The 17,808-nt window shown below is 30.4% G+C and carries 14 protein-coding genes and 1 other RNA gene; 9 read left to right on the forward strand and 6 right to left on the reverse strand.

Annotated features, from left to right (window positions below):
- Positions 1-3 precede the first annotated feature (3 nt).
- From ACJDTP_RS19070 to ACJDTP_RS19080, 3 genes are all read left to right on the forward strand, one after another.
- The gene (locus ACJDTP_RS19070) at positions 4-1,365 is read left to right on the forward strand and encodes a PTS transporter subunit EIIC (RefSeq protein ID WP_078117005.1); all 1,362 of its coding nucleotides are present in this window, start codon (positions 4-6) and stop codon (positions 1,363-1,365) included.
- 144 nt (positions 1,366-1,509) lie between these two features.
- Positions 1,510-2,583, forward strand: a complete 1,074-nt coding sequence (locus ACJDTP_RS19075) for a DUF871 domain-containing protein (protein ID WP_406762125.1) — start codon at positions 1,510-1,512, stop codon at positions 2,581-2,583.
- A gap of 38 nt (positions 2,584-2,621) precedes the next feature.
- Positions 2,622-3,467: a MurR/RpiR family transcriptional regulator gene (locus ACJDTP_RS19080; RefSeq protein ID WP_017209592.1), complete on the forward strand. Its 846-nt coding sequence runs from the start codon at positions 2,622-2,624 to the stop codon at positions 3,465-3,467.
- Positions 3,468-3,960: 493 nt separating this feature from the next.
- Here ACJDTP_RS19080 and aguB read toward each other — a convergent pair whose 3' ends face one another.
- Both aguB and ACJDTP_RS19090 read right to left on the reverse strand, forming a co-directional pair.
- Complete coding sequence (gene aguB, locus ACJDTP_RS19085) at positions 3,961-4,839, reverse strand: N-carbamoylputrescine amidase (protein ID WP_406762126.1); 879 nt, start codon at positions 4,837-4,839, stop codon at positions 3,961-3,963.
- A gap of 22 nt (positions 4,840-4,861) precedes the next feature.
- Positions 4,862-5,905, reverse strand: coding sequence for an agmatine deiminase family protein (locus tag ACJDTP_RS19090; RefSeq protein WP_103698938.1), 1,044 nt, complete (start codon positions 5,903-5,905; stop codon positions 4,862-4,864).
- 332 nt (positions 5,906-6,237) lie between these two features.
- Here ACJDTP_RS19090 and ACJDTP_RS19095 point away from each other — a divergent pair, with 332 nt between their 5' ends.
- Positions 6,238-7,443, forward strand: a complete 1,206-nt coding sequence (locus ACJDTP_RS19095; RefSeq protein WP_406762127.1) for an MFS transporter — start codon at positions 6,238-6,240, stop codon at positions 7,441-7,443.
- Positions 7,444-7,720: 277 nt separating this feature from the next.
- Here ACJDTP_RS19095 and ffs read toward each other — a convergent pair.
- An RNA gene (ffs, locus tag ACJDTP_RS19105) (signal recognition particle sRNA large type) lies at positions 7,721-7,986 on the reverse strand.
- 230 nt (positions 7,987-8,216) lie between these two features.
- Here ffs and aspD point away from each other — a divergent pair.
- On the forward strand, positions 8,217-9,854 hold the full coding sequence (gene aspD, locus ACJDTP_RS19110) for an aspartate 4-decarboxylase (protein ID WP_406762128.1): 1,638 nt from the start codon (positions 8,217-8,219) through the stop codon (positions 9,852-9,854).
- A gap of 50 nt (positions 9,855-9,904) precedes the next feature.
- Here the strand turns inward: aspD and ACJDTP_RS19115 are convergent, their stop codons facing one another.
- Positions 9,905-10,423 (reverse strand): hypothetical protein, encoded by a 519-nt coding sequence (locus ACJDTP_RS19115; protein WP_406762129.1) that lies wholly within the window; start codon positions 10,421-10,423, stop codon positions 9,905-9,907.
- A gap of 273 nt (positions 10,424-10,696) precedes the next feature.
- Positions 10,697-11,242 (reverse strand): PadR family transcriptional regulator, encoded by a 546-nt coding sequence (locus ACJDTP_RS19120; RefSeq protein WP_078117000.1) that lies wholly within the window; start codon positions 11,240-11,242, stop codon positions 10,697-10,699.
- A gap of 209 nt (positions 11,243-11,451) precedes the next feature.
- Between ACJDTP_RS19120 and ACJDTP_RS19125 the strand changes: the two genes are divergently transcribed.
- On the forward strand, positions 11,452-13,446 hold the full coding sequence (locus ACJDTP_RS19125; RefSeq protein ID WP_168981604.1) for an oxidoreductase: 1,995 nt from the start codon (positions 11,452-11,454) through the stop codon (positions 13,444-13,446).
- A gap of 273 nt (positions 13,447-13,719) precedes the next feature.
- On the forward strand, positions 13,720-14,826 hold the full coding sequence (locus ACJDTP_RS19130) for a DUF3810 domain-containing protein (protein ID WP_406762131.1): 1,107 nt from the start codon (positions 13,720-13,722) through the stop codon (positions 14,824-14,826).
- Between the two features lie 34 nt (positions 14,827-14,860).
- Here ACJDTP_RS19130 and pknB read toward each other — a convergent pair whose 3' ends face one another.
- Complete coding sequence (pknB, locus tag ACJDTP_RS19135; RefSeq protein ID WP_406762132.1) at positions 14,861-16,357, reverse strand: Stk1 family PASTA domain-containing Ser/Thr kinase; 1,497 nt, start codon at positions 16,355-16,357, stop codon at positions 14,861-14,863.
- Positions 16,358-16,780: 423 nt separating this feature from the next.
- On the opposite strand from pknB, the gene ACJDTP_RS19140 reads away from it, so the two are divergent.
- Together ACJDTP_RS19140 and ACJDTP_RS19145 are read left to right on the forward strand one after the other, a co-directional pair.
- On the forward strand, positions 16,781-17,149 hold the full coding sequence (locus tag ACJDTP_RS19140; protein WP_077844130.1) for a hypothetical protein: 369 nt from the start codon (positions 16,781-16,783) through the stop codon (positions 17,147-17,149).
- Between the two features lie 167 nt (positions 17,150-17,316).
- Complete coding sequence (locus tag ACJDTP_RS19145; RefSeq protein WP_077839396.1) at positions 17,317-17,775, forward strand: hypothetical protein; 459 nt, start codon at positions 17,317-17,319, stop codon at positions 17,773-17,775.
- Positions 17,776-17,808 lie beyond the last annotated feature (33 nt).

Here is a 17,808-nt window from a genome sequence, read left to right on the forward strand (position 1 = left end):
TTTATGACAAATAAAGAGATTGCTATAAGATTAGTAGAATTAGTTGGAGGTAAAGATAACGTAAAATCAGTTACTAATTGTATGACACGCTGTAGATTTGAATTAAATAACTTTTCAAAAGCTAATGTAGAAGATATTAAGAAATCAGAAGGGGTTCTTGGTATAGTTGAGACTAAAGAACAACTACAAGTTATTTATGGACCAGGAAAGGTAAATAAAGTAACTGAAGAAGTAAAGAAAATAATAGGAACAAAGGTAGTTATAGGAGAAGATGCAGTAGCTGAAACAAAGGCTAAATTGAAGGAAAAGAATGATACTAAGTTTAAGAATATTCTTAAAAAACTAGGAAATGTGTTCATTCCTTTGATTCCATTATTTGTGGCTTGTGGACTTGTGCTTGCAATAAATAATATTGCAGGAGTGTATTTTAAAGATGCTTATACAAAAACAACAGCTGCTCAAATTATAGGGCTTATAGGAAATGGAGTATTTTCTATATTATCAGTTTTAGTTGGTGTAAATGCAGCAAAAGAATTTGGCTCACAAATGCCAATGCTCGGTGGAGTATTAGGCGGAATTCTCTCATCAGCAACCCTTGCAAACATAACTCTTTTTGGACAAAAATTAACTCCAGGACGTGGAGGGGTTATATCAGTAATATTGGTAGTAGTATTAGCTTGTTTTATTGAGAAAGCATGCAGAAAAGTTGTACCAGATGTATTAGATTTGTTTGTTACTCCATTAGTTACACTTTCAGTTTCAGCCTTAGCGGCATTATTTATCCTTCAACCAGTTGGGGGAGCTATTTCAGATAGTATAGGATTCTTAGTTGCAAAAACAATAGCATCAGACAATATTCTTATAGCAGTTATATCTGGTGCTGTATCAGGAGGTTTATTCTTGCCATTAGTTATGACAGGAATGCATCAGGCGTTAACTCCAATACATGCAGATTTAATAGCCAATGTTGGGTATACTGTATTATTGCCTATACTAGCAACAGCTGGAATGGCGCAGGTAGGAGCAACTATAGCTGTACTAAGAAAAACAAAAAATGAAAGATTAAAGAAAATTGCTAAAAATGGATTAGTACCAGGATTTTTAGGAATAGGAGAACCGTTAATATATGGAATAACTTTACCTCTTGGTAAACCATTTATTGGAGCTTGTTTAGGAGCTGCAGTGGGTGGCGCAGCAATGGCGATATTTAAAGTAGGAGCAGTTGCAATGGGGGTATCAGGACTACCTTTAGCATTGTTAATTGCAAATGGGAAAATTGGAGTGTTCTTAATAGGAGTATTGGTTTCATATGCAAGTGGATATCTATTTACTAACATTTTAGGCTTCGACGACCCAATTGAATAAAGTTTAAAAAGACCCGAAAGGGTCTTTTTAGTTAATGAATAAGAGAATAGAATTATAGTAGTTATATAAATAAATTATCATTATACGTGAATTATAAAAAAACTTTTATTTAATTTCATATAAATCTAGCAAAGGGGCATTATTATGAATTATGGATTTTCTGTTTATTTTGGATTGGATAATACTAAAGAAGAAAATATAAAATTGTTAAAGGATGCACATAACCTTAATATTACAAGGATATTTACATCCCTTCATATACCAGAGGCAAATTATGATGTTTTAAAGTTGGAAGTAATAGAATTCTTTAAGTTAGCAAAAGAATATAATATGGATATAATAAGTGATATATCACCTAATACTTTTAAGTTCTTAGAATTAGAAAACATGGACTTAAAAGGATTAGGTAACATGGGTGTTAAGACTATTAGAATAGATTTTGGGTATATCGAAGAAGAAATAGCGAGAATGAGCAAAAATCCTTATGGAATTAAAATTCAATTAAATGCATCAACAATTACTAAGAGATTTTTTGAGAGATTAGATAATTATTCACCACAATATGAGAATATAGATGCACTTCACAATTTTTATCCAAGGGTAAGAACTGGAATCTCTGAAGAATGTATGAAAGAAAAAAATGCTATTTTGAGCGAGCGAGGGATTAAATTCTCTGCTTTTGTGCAATCAAATAATAGAAGAAGAGCGCCTTTGAAAGATGGATTACCAACATTAGAGGATCATAGAGGGAAAAATGTAAGAGAAGCTGCTAACCATTTATTTGCATTAGGAAATCAATGCGTTTTCATTGGAGATTCTCTTCCAAGTAAAAAAGAACTAGAAGATTTATCATCATTAGATCCTAATGCAGTTGAGCTACTAATAGAGTTAAAAGATTATAATGATATAACTCTAAAATTGCTAAAAGAAACTTATACCCAAAGAATAGATGAGGCTAGAGATGCAATAAGAGCAGCTGAAAGTAGATTACTTCTTAATGGAGAAACTATAGAGCCATTTAATACAATAGACAAGAACTTCGGTGATATTACATTGGATAATGTAAATTATATGAGATATATGGGGGAATTACAGATTCTTAAAACAAATCAAAAAGCTGATATTAGAACAAATGTCATAGCTTCAGTTACGAAAGATTACTTATATTTATTGAAATATATAGATGGTGGTAAAAGATTTTATTTTAATATAAAATAATTGTAAGAGCAAAACCAAGTACGATAAGGTGTGAGATTATGAATGTATTACAGTATATTAAGCAAAATTATGACAGTTTTACAGATAGAGAAAAGTTAATAGCAGATTATTTAATAGAAACTAAGGAACGGATTATATCAATGTCTGCAAGAGATATAGCTGAGGCTACAAAAACTTCAGCTCCAACGGTAGTAAGATTTGCTAAAAAAATAGGGTTTAATACTTTAAATGAATTGAAACTAAAATTATCTATTAATATTAGCAAAGAAGAGGAAGCAGGAGCTATACAGTTTCAATATTTAGACAACGATTTAGGAACAAAAAATATTATCTATGGAATTAAACAATCAGTAGATTCAATTATGGAACAAACGGTCAGCTTACTAGATGAAGAATGTTTAGATAAAGCAATTGAATTACTTATAAGCGCTAAAAATATTTATATCTTTAGTGTAGGGGTATCAGGACTTGTTGGCCAGGATTTCTATTATAAACTAAGCAGGATGAATAAGAGATGTATATGTAATACAGATACTCACCTTCAAATAACTTCATCTGTATTATTAGAAGAAGGAGATGTAGCACTAGCAATATCATATTCAGGAGAGACTAAGGAAGTCATTAAGTGTGTAAAAAATGCAAGACATAGAAAAGTTCCAGTTATATCAATAACAAAGGCTAGTGTAAATAATACCATAGCTGATATTTCTGATATAGTAATTCGTATACCAGCTGTAGAAAAATCAATAAGAGAAGGAGCAATTAGCTCGAGAATTTCTCAATTAGCAATAATAGATATGTTATATATTGGGATGATTAGAAATAACATAAAAGAAGTAGAGGAGAAATTAATTTCTACAAGGAAAGCTGTTAAAGAACTATAAAAGTAAAACTACATAAGAATTAAAACATATTTACGTTTAAAAGTAAAAAATGTTTAAAATTAATAATTTAAAAAGGTATGAAGAAAACAATTTATGAAGGAAAAAGTATACAAATTTAACAAGAAAACAATTTAAAAATATAACAATTTATGGAAAAAACAGGGATACAGAGGATTTGTATCGAAGAAGCAACTACGAAAGCAGCAATTTTTAATGACAGAATAAAAGGCTATGAAATGCAATAGGTCGGAAGATGTGTGGTAAATAGCTTATGAAAATATTAATAAAGAGGGACATAGGGAGGAGAAGAAAAATTATAAATATCATAAGATTAAAATAAAAGCTATGGTTATAAGAGTGTTTGATATCTTATAATCATAGCTTTTGAACTAATGAATTCTTAAAAATATTTAGAGAGAGTTAAAATGCTTTAAAAAGTATTTAACTCTTATTATTTTTCAAAAATTTTAATATCTAATAATGAAAATAGTAGCTATTTAATTATTAGATCTCCATCATATGATGTAATTATTTTATATAAATCAGGGCGACGATCTCTGAATATTCCCCATTCAATACGTTGTGTCTCCAATTGATCTAAATCAAATTCAGCAACTAATACTGTTTCTTCTGTACGATTAGCTTCAACAAGTTTATTTCCTTGAGGACCTGCTATAAAAGAAGAACCATAAAATGTTATTTTAGAATCTTCATCTTCTTCAACCCCAACACGGTTTGATGCAATTACAGGAACTAAATTTGCAGCAGCATGACCTAACATGCAAGCTTGCCAATGGTCTTTTGAATCAATAGAACCGTCTTGTGGCTCAGAGCCAATAGCAGTAGGATAGAATATCATTTCAGCTCCCATTAAAGTCATGCATCTAGCAGCTTCAGGATACCATTGATCCCAGCAGATACCTACACCGATTTTTCCGTAGCGTGTATTCCATACTTTAAATCCGGTATCTCCAGGATTAAAGTAGAATTTTTCTTCATATCCAGGACCATCAGGAATGTGACTCTTTCTGTAAGTTCCAAGTACTTCACCATTAGCATCTATTATTGCTATAGCATTATATCTAGCATAATTCTTCTTTTCATAGAAGCTGATTGGTAACACTACCTTAAGCTCTTTAGCAATTTCTTTAAAATGATTTATTGCTTTATTTTGTGCTACTTCGGTAGCATATACGTAGTAATCAGATTTCTCTTTTTGACAAAAATATGGAGTTTCAAATAATTCTTGAAGTAGAATAATTTGAGCACCTTTTCCGGCTGCTTCTCTTACGAATTTTTCTGCTTTAGAAATATTTTCGTTAATATTGCATGAACAGCTCATTTGTGTAGCTGCAACTTTAACTTTTCTCATGTTATCACCTCATCTTATTTTTCTATAGTACTTTTAGGTTTCTTGGAAATGGCATTTGTTGTGTTGTGCAATGTACATTACCGCCTTCTTTAATAACAGCCATTCCATCTACAGTTCTTATTCTTCTTTTTGGGAAAGTTAAACTTAATACTTTCTCAGCCATTTTGTCTGCTTCTGATGCATTTCCACCAAAAGTAGGTAAGATAATACCATCATTAACAAAATAAAAGTTTAGATAACTTAGAGTTAGCCTTTCACCTTTGTATTCAGCTCTAGGTGGTTGATTAATTGGGATAATTTCAAACTTTCTGCCTTTTGCGTCTGTTGAATTCTTTAAGATTTCAATATTTTCCAAAGTAATTTTGTAATTTGCATCATTTGGATCATCACAAGTTTGAATAATTATTTTAGTAGGTTCAGCAAAGCAGGCTATATTATCGACATGCCCGTCAGTTTCATCACCATCTAGTCCGTTCTTTAGCCAAATAATTTTTTCTATGTTCAAGTATTGTTTTAAATATGTTTCAATTTGCTCTCTAGTAAGGTTAGGATTTCTGTTAGGATTTAGCAAACATTCCTCAGTAGTAATCAATGTCCCCTCACCATCAGTATGAAGAGAACCTCCTTCCATAATTAAAGGAGCATCAAATTTTTTAATATTGTAATGTTCTAAAATTTGCGGAGCTACTTTATCATCTAAATCCCATGGTGCATATTTTTCACCCCAGGCATTAAACTTCCAATTTACACCTGCTCTATTTCCTTCATCGTCAATTAGGAATGTAGGGCCATTATCTCTAAGCCATGCATCACTATGTTCAATAGGGAGTAGTTCTATATTAGACTCACTAAAAAGTTTTTTTACATTATCCAATTCATATGGATTAACAATTACTGAAACTGGTTCAAATTCAGCAATTGCTTGAATATATTCTGCATATCCAGCACAAACATCTTTATAGTTATCTGGATGACACATTGAATCTTTTACTGGCCAAGATATGAATGTACGCTCATGAGCAGTCCATTCAGCAGGCATTTTATAATTAAAATCTTTTGGATACATACAATACCTCTTTTTCATGCTTATATTTTATATTTTTAATACTATATATAGTATCTATCATATAATAAACTCCACATTGCATCAATGTCAAGGCCTGAATTATAGGAAGAATATAGATGAATTTTTAACGGTTACATTTTTAAGAATAAGGTATATTTTTTACCTTGTTTATGTTTTTATGAAAATTGTAGAAATATACATCTATAAACGTTATCATAAGCCTAATACAAAATATTACACTATTTTTATAAATTAAACGTATAATTCATTGTGCTAAAATTATAGTGGTTATTATAACCATGTTTCATAGAATAAAGTATGGAGTGATTATTATGAGCTATATTCAAAAAGGTACACGTGAATTTCGCCATGCTAGTATTGCTTTATTTGCTGGCGGTTTTAATACATTTGCGATTTTATATTGTACACAACCATTAATGCCTTATTTGTCTAAGGAATTTGGTATATCACCTACAATGGCAAGTTTGTCGCTGTCAGTTACAACATGTACATTGGCTGTTAGTATGTTGATTTTTGGTTCATTGTCAGAAGTTCTTGGGAGAAAGCCAATTATGTGTTTTTCTCTTTTTGCTTCATCAATACTAGCAGTATTGACGGCTATTGTTCCTAATTTTAACAGTATGCTAGTAATACGATGTTTGCAAGGATTTGTCTTAGCGGGATTGCCTGCAATAGCTATGGCTTATATTAGTGAGGAAATTGACAAATCAAGTTTAGGATTAGTAATGGGATTATATATAAGTGGTAATTCTATAGGTGGAATGAGTGGACGTATTATTATAGGAGTAGTTAATGATTTTTTTAACTGGAGATTAGCCTTAGCGGTTATAGGTATTTTAGGCCTTATTTCAAGTTTTTTGTTTTGGAGAAAGCTGCCTTTATCAAAGCATTTCGAGGCTAGGTCCTTTGAAATTAAAAATTTAATTAAATCGAGTTTTAATCATTTAAAGAATCCTAATCTTCTTTGCTTATATTGTATTGGATTTTTAATTATGGGAAGTTTTGTTTCGTTATATAATTTTATAGGTTTTCAATTAATTGAACGACCATACAATTTGAGCCAAACTTTAGTGAGCTTTATTTTTGTAATATATATAGTAGGAACATTTAGTTCAACATTTATGGGACGTCTAGCAGATAAACATGGACAATATATAATGTTATGCATTTCAATTTTTATAATGTTATTTGGGATAAGCATTACATTAAATGTAAGTCTTTTGCTAAAGATTATTGGAATAGCTCTTTTAACATTTGGTTTCTTTGCAGGACACTCAATAATTAGTAGTTGGATTGGCAAAATAGCAACTCATGATAAGGCTCAGGCGTCATCCCTTTATTTATTGTTTTATTATGTTGGCTCAAGCGTTGGTGGAACTGCTGGAGGAACGTTTTGGTCTTTATATGGATGGGAAGGCGTTGTTATTATGATATCATGTTTTTTAGCAGTTGCATTTTTTATTCTAATTGGCTTATCATCAGTTTTAAAACTTATTAAGGTAGAAAATCATGGATAGAATTTGGTTTGTTTCTAGAAAAAAACAAAAAGCCAATGCTTAATATTGTTAAGCATTGGCTTTAAATCTCTAAAATAAGATCCAAAATATCGGTACTCCAATTTTGACGCCTATCTCTCGACAGGTGGGTGTTTTCAAAGATGCCTCAATCGCTTTTAAAACCGTAAAAGGATTCACTCAAAAGTACATTTCATCATCTAAATATTAAACTCCCGAATTTAATTTGTAGGTTCAAAATAAGAGCTTAACGAATATCTCAGAATTAATAATCAAGGAAACGTGCACTCATTGTTGACAATTAACATACTTGCGCTACTAATATAGTTAGCTCAAACTAGGTTTATCCACGGCACTCAGAAGTTATCATTTACCGCTGCTTCCTTCCAGATCTGACGGAATTCATGAGTTTCTGCTGCATGGGACCCGATTCTCAACACCACTTGTATTAAGCTGACCAAATAGATTAAAGCCTATAATGAGAATTCAATCCTGCTATAGCGGATTGCAGGTTACAGGGCACCGCTAGCTCCCCATCTAGCACGAAAATTACTTATAATGACAAGCATTTTCTTGCCGTGAAATAATAATAACATCTTTGAAGCTTATATTCAAGAGACATTTCCGTGGGAATTTAAGTTCATATTTGATAAGTTTGCAGTATTTGAAAAAATATTCTTATAAAAAGTTGTATGATCAGTTAGGAATAAATTATCTTAACTTGTTGAACAATAATAACAAATATGTTCATATAACTTGAGTAAGGAGTACTATTTATGAGTATTAAAAATGTTCAGCGTCAAGAAATAGAAAAAGTTTATGGTAAAATAAGTCCATTTGAATTCAAAAATGAATTAATAAATTTAGCTGAAGGTCAAAGAAAAAAGAGCGCACGTACGCTATTAAACGCAGGAAGAGGCAATCCTAACTGGACTGCTGCAACACCTAGAGAAGCTTTTTTTACTTTTGGAATTTTTGCAGTAGAAGAAACAAGAAGAGTTTGGAATGATGGCGATTTAGCTGGCATGCCTAAAAAAGAGGGGATAGCTGAAAGATTTTATAACTTTCTAGACAAAAATAAAGAGATGCCAGGAATAGAGCTTTTAAGAAGAATAATCGATTATGGTATTAAAAATCAAGTTTTTGATGCAGACTCATGGATATTTGAGCTTACAGATTCTATTATAGGAGATAATTATCCAGTGCCAGATCGGATGCTAATACATATTGAAAAAATTGTTCATGAGTATCTTGTCTCAGAGCTTTGTTACAATAAACCGCCTGTAGGTAGATTTAACATTTTTGCAGTTGAAGGGGCTACTGCAGCAATGTGTTATATATTCGATAGCTTAATCGCAAATGAATTGCTGGCTCCTGGAGACAAAATAGGACTAATGGTTCCAGTTTTTACACCTTATTTGGAAATACCACATTTGCCGCGTTATAACTTTGAAATTATACATATTGAAGCGACAGAACTTACAGAGGATGGAACTCATACGTGGCAATATCCAGAATCAGAACTTAATAAGCTTAAAGATTGTAGTATTAAGGCTCTATTCGTTGTTAATCCAAGTAATCCTCCTTCTGTAGCAATTAAACCAGAGAGCGTTAAGCAGTTAATAAATATAGTAGAAGATTATAACCCTAATTTAATGATTATTTCAGATGATGTTTACAGCACTTTTGTAAATAATTATAGATCTCTAATGGCAGACTTGCCATATAATACGATAGGTGTTTATTCTTTTTCAAAATATTTTGGAGTAACTGGATGGAGACTTGGAACAATATCACTTTATTCAGAGAATGTCTTTGATAAATTATTAAAGAATTTACCAGAAGATAAAAAGGTTGAGTTAAGGCAGCGGTATGGAGATCTTTCAACGACTCCAGATGATATAAAATTTATAGATAGAATTGTAGCAGACAGCCGACAAGTAGCTCTTAATCACACGGCAGGATTATCAACTCCACAGCAAGTTCAAATGGCCTTCTTTTGTGCGTTTGCTCTATTAGACGAAGAAAACATATATAAAGAACAAACCAAAGATATTTGCAAACGAAGACAAAAACTTTTGTTTAATGGCCTCGGATTAGATTTAAGAGAAGATCCGTATGATGCTGCATATTATACAGAATTTGATTTATTAGAATGGGCTACTTGCTATTATGGAAGTGAATTTGGTGAATATCTTCAAATTAACTATAAGCCAGTAGATATTTTATACAAATTGGCTGAGGAATCATCTATAGTTCTATTAAGTGGTGGAGGGTTTAAAGGACCAGAGTGGTCAATTAGAATATCTCTGGCTAATCTTAATGATGATGCATATTCAAGGATTGGAGAGGCACTTCATAAAATTTTAGATGAATATGTTAATTCATGGAGAAATCAAGGAAATAAGTCATAAAAAAAGCTAAAAAGATAACTAGAATTAATTTAGTTATCTTTTTAGCTTTTTTACTGTTTCTTTAACTCAAAAAGTGCTCCACCTAATAAAGCATAGACTTTTTGATCATCTGTAATAAAAAGAGTTGCAGAATGAGTTGTCTTTTCAGGCTGAGTTATTTTTATATATTTAATTTTATCACCTAAAATACCAAGATTTTTGAAAGTATCATTATAAGTGTTATAAAATTCTGTAGCTGTAATTGTTCCTTCATTAATAGTTGGATCAGATACAGTTCCGTAAATTGAAGAAATCTTATCTTTCTCTATAGTAAATTTTTGGCCTATACATAGAGAAATAGTAGACTCACTTAGAGTAGTTTTTATATTGGAAGGTATATGCTTTTCAATAGTCCAAGTACCATATAGACTTTTATAATATGAAGAGTCTTGGCTTTCATTATTTGATAAATCACTATTGCCTTTGGGCGGATTACTATTGGAATATCTGAAAAAAGAAAATGCAGATATAAGTACTATAAACAATATTATTACTAATATATATAAGCTTTTTGATCTAGAGTTTTTCATTTTTGTGATCCTCCTTACGATATTTTATTATATAGTTTTTTTCACATTGAAAAAATAATTCTGATTTTATTGATAAAAATAACTTTAATTTTTAATTTATTTTTGTAAAGAGGATACAACCTGCAATTTAGTACTTTCAGCGAAATTTTCATAGTCCTGTGAAATAACAATGTTTTTACTTTCGGCAGATTATTGCATAAGTCTAAGTTATATATTGTTTATCTATATCTATATTTAAGCAGTTAAAGATTAATTTACCAAGAAAATTGCAAACTATAAATGCATCTTTCTTAAACAATCTTCCAGCCAATCTATGTATGATTTCTCTCGCATAATGGCTCCATTCAATATTATATAGTCCCCGAAACCTGGAGAGGATACTGCTGAAATGTCTTTTATTTTTAAAAGTTCATCCATTGAATTTTCAAGGTATTCCAATCTTTCAATGTGTTTGGTTAGTGTATTTTTAAACTGCTTTATTAAAGTATCGTGATCCATCTCATCACAAAAATAAGCTTTAAGTTTAAAAATATCTTTTGGGGTTGGCTCTAAAGGATCGTCTTTTGAAAGCCATTTCTGCAATGACTTTCGCCCTTTTTCAGTTATAGTATATAACTTTTTTTCTAACTTTTCTCCTTGTATAACAGTCTCATATGAAATTAAGCCTTCATCGGTTAATTTTTTTAATTCGGGGTATATTTGACTATGCTTAGCATACCAAAATTCAACTAAACCAGAATTAAATTCTTTTGTTATATCATATCCGGTTAAAGGATTTCTATTAATAAGTCCTAAAATAGCATATTTTAAAGTTCTCATACATGCACCTCTAATATTTCTGTAGCTTATTCGCTTGAGTTTATCCAATGACAATTTTAGCATAGTAAAATATAAAGTGAAATAGAAAAATATTAACTGTTAAACATGTAAATGTTGACATGTTTATTTTTGCAGTATTATAATATAGTTAAATAAGGAAATTAATGTAATCAGATAATTAAACGTTCAAATATTATAGGAGGAAATTTATGAATAAGTATAAAAAGCTATTTGAACCTATTAAAATTGGTAACTGTGAGATAAAAAATCGTTTTGCATTAGCGCCAATGGGACCACTTGGACTAGCTGATAGCGAAGGTGGATTTAATCAAAGGGGAATTGATTACTATACTGAAAGAGCTAAAGGTGGGACAGGCCTAATTATCACTGGAGTTACTTTTGTGGATAATGAAGTAGAAGAACATGGTATGCCAAGTACTCCATGTCCTACACATAACCCAGTACATTTTGTTAGAACAAGCAAAGAAATGACTGAAAGGATACATGCATATAATGCAAAAGTATTTTTACAAATGTCAGGTGGATTTGGAAGGGTTACAATTCCTACTAATCTTGGAGAATATCCACCAGTTGCACCATCAGCAATTCAACATAGATGGCTTGATAAAATATGTCGTGAACTTACAATAGATGAAATTAAATCTATAGTTAAAAAATTTGGAGATGGGGCTTATAACGCAAAGAGAGCAGGATTTGATGGTGTACAAATTCATGCTGTACATGAAGGTTATTTAATAGATCAATTTGCTATTTCATTATTTAATCATAGAACTGATGAATATGGTGGAAGCCTAGAAAATAGACTTAGATTTGCACGTGAAATAGTAGAAGAAATTAAAGATAGATGTGGAGAGGATTTCCCTGTAACTCTTAGATATTCTCCAAAGAGTTTTATTAAAGATTTAAGAGATGGAGCACTTCCAGGAGAAGAATTTATTGAAAAAGGAAGAGATTTAGAAGAAGGTATTGAAGCTGCTAAGTTACTTGTATCCTATGGATATGATTCATTAGATACAGATGTTGGATCTTATGATTCATGGTGGTGGAGTCACCCACCAATGTATCAAGAAAAGGGGTTATACAGACCATATGCTAAATTAATGAAAGAAACTGTTGATGTTCCAGTAATATGTGCTGGAAGAATGGATAATCCTGATATGGCTCTTGAGGCAATTGAAAATGGAACTTGTGATATTGTGAGTCTTGGAAGGCCACTTCTTGCAGATCCTGATTATGTAAATAAATTAAGGGCAAATAAGTGTAATTCAATTAGACCTTGTATATCATGTCAAGAAGGATGTATGGGACGTCTTCAAAATTATGCTATGCTTAACTGTGCGGTAAATCCACAAGCATGTAAAGAAAAGGACAATGCATTAACTCCTATATTAGGAAAGAAAAAAGTACTTATAGTTGGTGGTGGAGTTGCAGGTTGTGAAGCAGCAAGGGTTTTAGCTCTTAGAGGGCATGAACCAGTACTTTATGAAAAGACTGATAGATTAGGTGGAAATCTTATACCAGGAGGTTCGCCAGACTTTAAAGAAGATGATATTGCATTAGCTAACTGGTATGCAAATACATTGAAGGAACTAAATGTAGAAGTTAATTTAAATAGCGAAATTACAAAAGAACAAATACTAAGTTATAAGGCAGATTCTGTGATAATAGCAACAGGATCTACTCCTAAAGTATTTTCATTGGGAGATGATGAGAAAGTATTTACAGCAGCAGATGTATTATTAGGAAAGAAAGAGTCAGGTAATAATACTGTAGTAGTTGGTGGTGGATTAGTTGGCTGTGAATTAGCACTTCATCTAGCTAAGAAGGGTAAGAAAGTTACTATAGTAGAAGCATTGCATAAGATTCTTTCACTAAATGGGCCTTTGTGTTCTGCAAATAGTGAAATGCTTGAAAGATTAATACCATTTAACAGTATTGAAGTAAAAGTAAATTCAAAAGTTAAAGCTTATAAGGATGGAAATCTTGAGATAGAAACAGAAAATGGAGTAGAAAAAATCAAATGTGATTCAGTAATACTTTCAGTAGGATATAAAGAAGAAAATTCTTTATATAGAGAATTGGAATTTGAGATTCCAGAAATTTATCTATTAGGAGATGCACGTAAGGTTTCGAATATTATGTATGCTATCTGGGATGCATATGAGGTCACAAATCATATATAATTAATCTAATGTTAGCAAAGTGTTATATAAGCTATTTATATGGCACTTTATATTTAGAAGGTTTTTCATATAGTATTTTAGGAGTAAATTTTATTTACAAAATCAATATTGTAATATATGTATGGGAATTATAAAAAGGCAGTGAATTTGTATTTATAAATTTACTGTTTTTTTTTGTATAGAATGTAAAAATAAAAAGTGATATTATAATGATATTGGAACTGATTTACAATATTAGAAGGTTAGTTTCTTAGTAAGAAAGGAACATTGAGAATGGGAAATTTACTAAAAAGAAAAAAGAATATATCAATTAAAACTAAGTTTATAATAAGTGGATTACTACTTGGATTCAGCATCATTTTATTTGCAATGGCACGGTATATATATGGATTTTCAAATTTCTATTACAAGTATATTTATTTAACACTGGTAAATACACTTTCAAGATGTTTGTCATTAATACCATTTTCAGTATACGAAATAATATTATATGCTTTCCTTATATATATTCTTGTAAGAATATTAAATTATACATATCTACTCTTTTCAAAACAACATTCATTAAAAAAAATAATAATAAGAGCTACTTCAAATGTGCTTATATATATATCAGCATTTGTATTTTTAAATATAATGACTCTAGGGATAAACTCATTCAGATCAAATTTTGTTGAATTAACTGGATTAAAAGTGCAGGATAATTCAGAAGAAAAATTAATAGAACTTTGTGACTATTTAAAAGTTAGATTGAATGAGTTAGATGGAAAGATAAAAAGAGATGAAGATGGACTATTAAAGCTAGATTATGATTCAAAAAAAGAAGGAATAATTAGTATGGAACATATAGGAGAAATTTATCCGTCTTTGCAAGGTTTTTATCCAAATCCAAAGCCAGTTGTTTTTTCAAAACTTATGTCATATCAATTGTTGGAAGGAGAAACAACTTTTACCATTGAAGCTAATTATAATAATGATATGCCCAAATGGAATGTTCCAAGTACAATTTGTCATGAATTGAGCCATGTAAGAGGTTTTAATAGTGAAGATGAAGCAAATTATATAAGTTTTCTAGCATGCACTAACTCTAAAAATTATGAATATCAATATAGCGGATATCTTATAGCGTATTCTTACTGCATGAATGATTTATATTATTTCAATCAAGAAGCCTTTAAAAGAATAAATAATGAACTTTCAGATAATGTGAAATTAGAATTAAAAAATGATTCGTTATACTGGAGCAATTATAGAGGTAAAATATCAAAGCTGTATGATAATGTATATGATAAGATATTAAAAGCTGGTGGTCAAACAGAAGGAATTAAAAGTTATAATGCTGTCGTGAAACTACTCATATCAGGGTATAAAGTTCAATTTTAATAAGAAATGACCAAGGAGATAAACTTTCCTTTGGTCATTTATTTTTTTGCTTTTTCTCTTTTTCTTTTCCATTACCGTTACCATTGCCATTATTATTATTATTATTATTATTGCTATTATTTTTTCTTGTTTCTGGTGCAGGTTGAGTAACTTTTTGTCCTTGGCTTATAATCAAATCTATCTTTCCACTTTTTTCATAAGAGGTACCAACAGTAGGAGATTGACTTATAACTAGACCATTTGCTACATTATCGCTGTATTCATAACTTATATTTCCAAGTAAAAATTCATTACTATTTATAATAGATTCAGCAGTATCTTGAGATTTTCCAACTAATAGTGGTACTTGCCTTTCTTCACTTGGTTGCAACTTGTCATTATTTTCTTTACTAGTGGTTCCTAAAGTATTTTCTTCGATGCTGCTATTTATAGGAGAATCTTTATATCCTGTACTTTTAGAGAATCCTCCATAGAAATATTCGCCTAAGGCAAAGGCAGCAATGCAAAACGCAATCATCCCAATTGGTAAAATAAATTTTTTGGATTTACTTTTTAGGTTGTTTATATGTAAAGTATTAGTAACGTTCTTTAATAGCACAGTTTCTTGTATTGGCTCTTTGCTCATAATCACAGTGGGATCAATTTCTTTATGGGTATCAATCATGACAGTTGAATCTTCTATTAATGTGCTATCAAAGTCTATTTTTAAGTTGGGATTTTCTTTTATTGAGCTTAAAACATTAGCAAATTCTTTAGCTGATTTAAATCTATCAGCTGGATTTTTTTCTAAGGCTTTTAGAATTACTAAATTAATGTTCTCAGGTATATCTGAAATAAAATTCTTTGGAGGAATAACAGGCTCTTGTATATGCATAATTGCTACTGAAATAGACGTTTTCCCATTAAAAGGAACATTTCCAGTAATCATTTCATACATGACAATACCAAGAGCATAGATGTCAGTTCTGAAATCAACGTATCCTCCTTTAGCTTGCTCAGGTGAAAAGTAGTGTACTGAACCTATAATTTTATTTGAATTTGTTATTGTTGAAGAATTTGGAAGTTTTGCAATTCCGAAGTCTGTTAATTTTGCAATGTTATCATCTGAAATTAAAATATTATCACACTTTATATCTCGATGAATTATATTATTTTTATGAGCGTATATTAAAGCTTCAGCCATTTGTAAAGATATATTTAAGGTAGTATCAGGGCTGAGACGTACATTATCCCTTAATACTTGTTTTAATGTTTTACCATTAATATATTCCATAACAATAAAATTAATATTATTCTCTGAGCCAATATCATAAATATTTACTATATTTGGATGTGATAAACTTGCAATTGAATTTGCCTCTCTCTTAAATCTGAGAATAAATTCTTCATTATTACTTAATTCTGATTTTAATATTTTTACAGCTACAAATCTATTTAATAAATGGCATTTTGCTTTATAGACAATTCCCATACCACCTTCACCTATTTTTTCAAGCAACTCATACCTGTTTATAAGTAATGTTCCAATCATATATGTCCCCCTAAAACAGTTGTATATCTATTATATCATAACTAATTTTATATTTGTTTTCAAATAATAGCAAAGAAAAAAGAATATTATTACAGGAAATGTCATTTTGTTTAAATTTATGATTTTATTTTATAGGAAAAAATGTCGTTTTCTTTCACATAAATATTTATTACAGAATATATTATAAACATAGGAAGCACATTAAATATTTTCATTAAAGATCCGTTACTGATAAAGCAGTGCATATGTGCAATAAATGCGTTTTAAAGATACTCAGTTGATTTTGGAGAACATATATCAACTTATACTTTATGTTGAAGATATATTTTAATGATATATGTAACTATAAAAAATTTAAAATGACCAAGTCAATATAAGTAATTTTTATTTCATTTTGAGTTTATATGCAAGGAGTTGTATAGAATGGAAAGATATGAAAATAAATGTAAGTGTACTAAGCATGACTGCGAATTATGTAGTACAATCAAATCAAAACCAGTTAATTTGGAAAAGCATGGTGCAAAATTAGTAACAGTAAAAATAAAAGTAAATAATGTTTGCTTAGGCAAAAAAGTAGCTATTGCAGCTATTTTATATGATGATTGCGATAGAATACTTGCATTCAAAGGATTTGTAACAATGGCACATGAAGATCCTTGCGATCGTGATGCATGTGGAACTATTGAGCGTAAAATAGTGTTCGTAATTCCAGAACACGAAGAATGTGATCCAGAAAGATTAAGAGTTCGTACTATAGGAAATTATATATATCCATGTGAACCCAATAAATAGGTAATTATAAAAAAGCAATTGCGGGATAGGTAAATGAAGCAACCCTGCAGTTGCTTTTTAGTGCAAAAAATTAAAAAAAGATATTTAGATATTCAAGATTTAGGAATAATAGTTTAAACATAGTGAAAAAATACCACTGAATAAAAGTATAAGAGGAGGTATTTTTTATGAAGATAGAAGGTTATTTTAGCGGTATAAAAGCAGCTAATCAAGCTGTAGAAGCATTAAATAAAATAGGCATAAAAGATGCTGTGGCAGATATAAATGATCATTATACAAATGATAACCCAGGACAAAACAGGCCAGGTACTGAAAGCAGCACAAATAGTTTAGCAAACTTAATACTATCTAACGATAATCCTACGGTTGATCCAGGTTATGGGCCAATGGCAGCTGCAAATCCAATGGTAAGCGGTATGGGCGGTTTTGAGGAAATAGCTGATGTAAATTATAAGGTGATTGTAAATACAGATGAAAATAATGCCGAAAGGGCAAAACAAATTATAGCTAAAGCTGGTGGAGAGTTAGACGATCCTAATTTTATAGTTCCTAGTGGGCTAGAAAATATAGGAATGGATGATCTAGTCACCAACATGATAAATGAAATGAATAACATCACACTCTAAAGGTCTTTAAATAGAAAAATAAAAATCTAAAAC

Origin of the sequence: Candidatus Clostridium helianthi (assembly GCF_045310795.1) — a bacterium.
Lineage (GTDB): Bacteria > Bacillota > Clostridia > Clostridiales > Clostridiaceae > Clostridium > Clostridium helianthi.

Bases quoted from the DNA above. Each gene is read 5' to 3' on its own strand.
- ACJDTP_RS19070 (WP_078117005.1), top strand. From the start codon at position 4: ATGACAAATAAAGAGATTGCTATAAGATTAGTAGAATTAGTTGGAGGT.
- ACJDTP_RS19095 (WP_406762127.1), top strand. From the start codon at position 6,238: ATGAGCTATATTCAAAAAGGTACACGTGAATTTCGCCATGCTAGTATT.
- ACJDTP_RS19145 (WP_077839396.1), top strand. From the start codon at position 17,317: ATGAAGATAGAAGGTTATTTTAGCGGTATAAAAGCAGCTAATCAAGCT.
- ACJDTP_RS19130 (WP_406762131.1), top strand. From the start codon at position 13,720: ATGGGAAATTTACTAAAAAGAAAAAAGAATATATCAATTAAAACTAAG.
- ACJDTP_RS19115 (WP_406762129.1), bottom strand. From the start codon at position 10,423: ATGAAAAACTCTAGATCAAAAAGCTTATATATATTAGTAATAATATTG.
- ACJDTP_RS19140 (WP_077844130.1), top strand. From the start codon at position 16,781: ATGGAAAGATATGAAAATAAATGTAAGTGTACTAAGCATGACTGCGAA.
- aguB (WP_406762126.1), bottom strand. From the start codon at position 4,839: ATGAGAAAAGTTAAAGTTGCAGCTACACAAATGAGCTGTTCATGCAAT.
- ACJDTP_RS19120 (WP_078117000.1), bottom strand. From the start codon at position 11,242: ATGAGAACTTTAAAATATGCTATTTTAGGACTTATTAATAGAAATCCT.
- ACJDTP_RS19075 (WP_406762125.1), top strand. From the start codon at position 1,510: ATGAATTATGGATTTTCTGTTTATTTTGGATTGGATAATACTAAAGAA.
- pknB (WP_406762132.1), bottom strand. From the start codon at position 16,357: ATGATTGGAACATTACTTATAAACAGGTATGAGTTGCTTGAAAAAATA.
- ACJDTP_RS19125 (WP_168981604.1), top strand. From the start codon at position 11,452: ATGAATAAGTATAAAAAGCTATTTGAACCTATTAAAATTGGTAACTGT.
- ACJDTP_RS19090 (WP_103698938.1), bottom strand. From the start codon at position 5,905: ATGTATCCAAAAGATTTTAATTATAAAATGCCTGCTGAATGGACTGCT.
- ACJDTP_RS19080 (WP_017209592.1), top strand. From the start codon at position 2,622: ATGAATGTATTACAGTATATTAAGCAAAATTATGACAGTTTTACAGAT.
- aspD (WP_406762128.1), top strand. From the start codon at position 8,217: ATGAGTATTAAAAATGTTCAGCGTCAAGAAATAGAAAAAGTTTATGGT.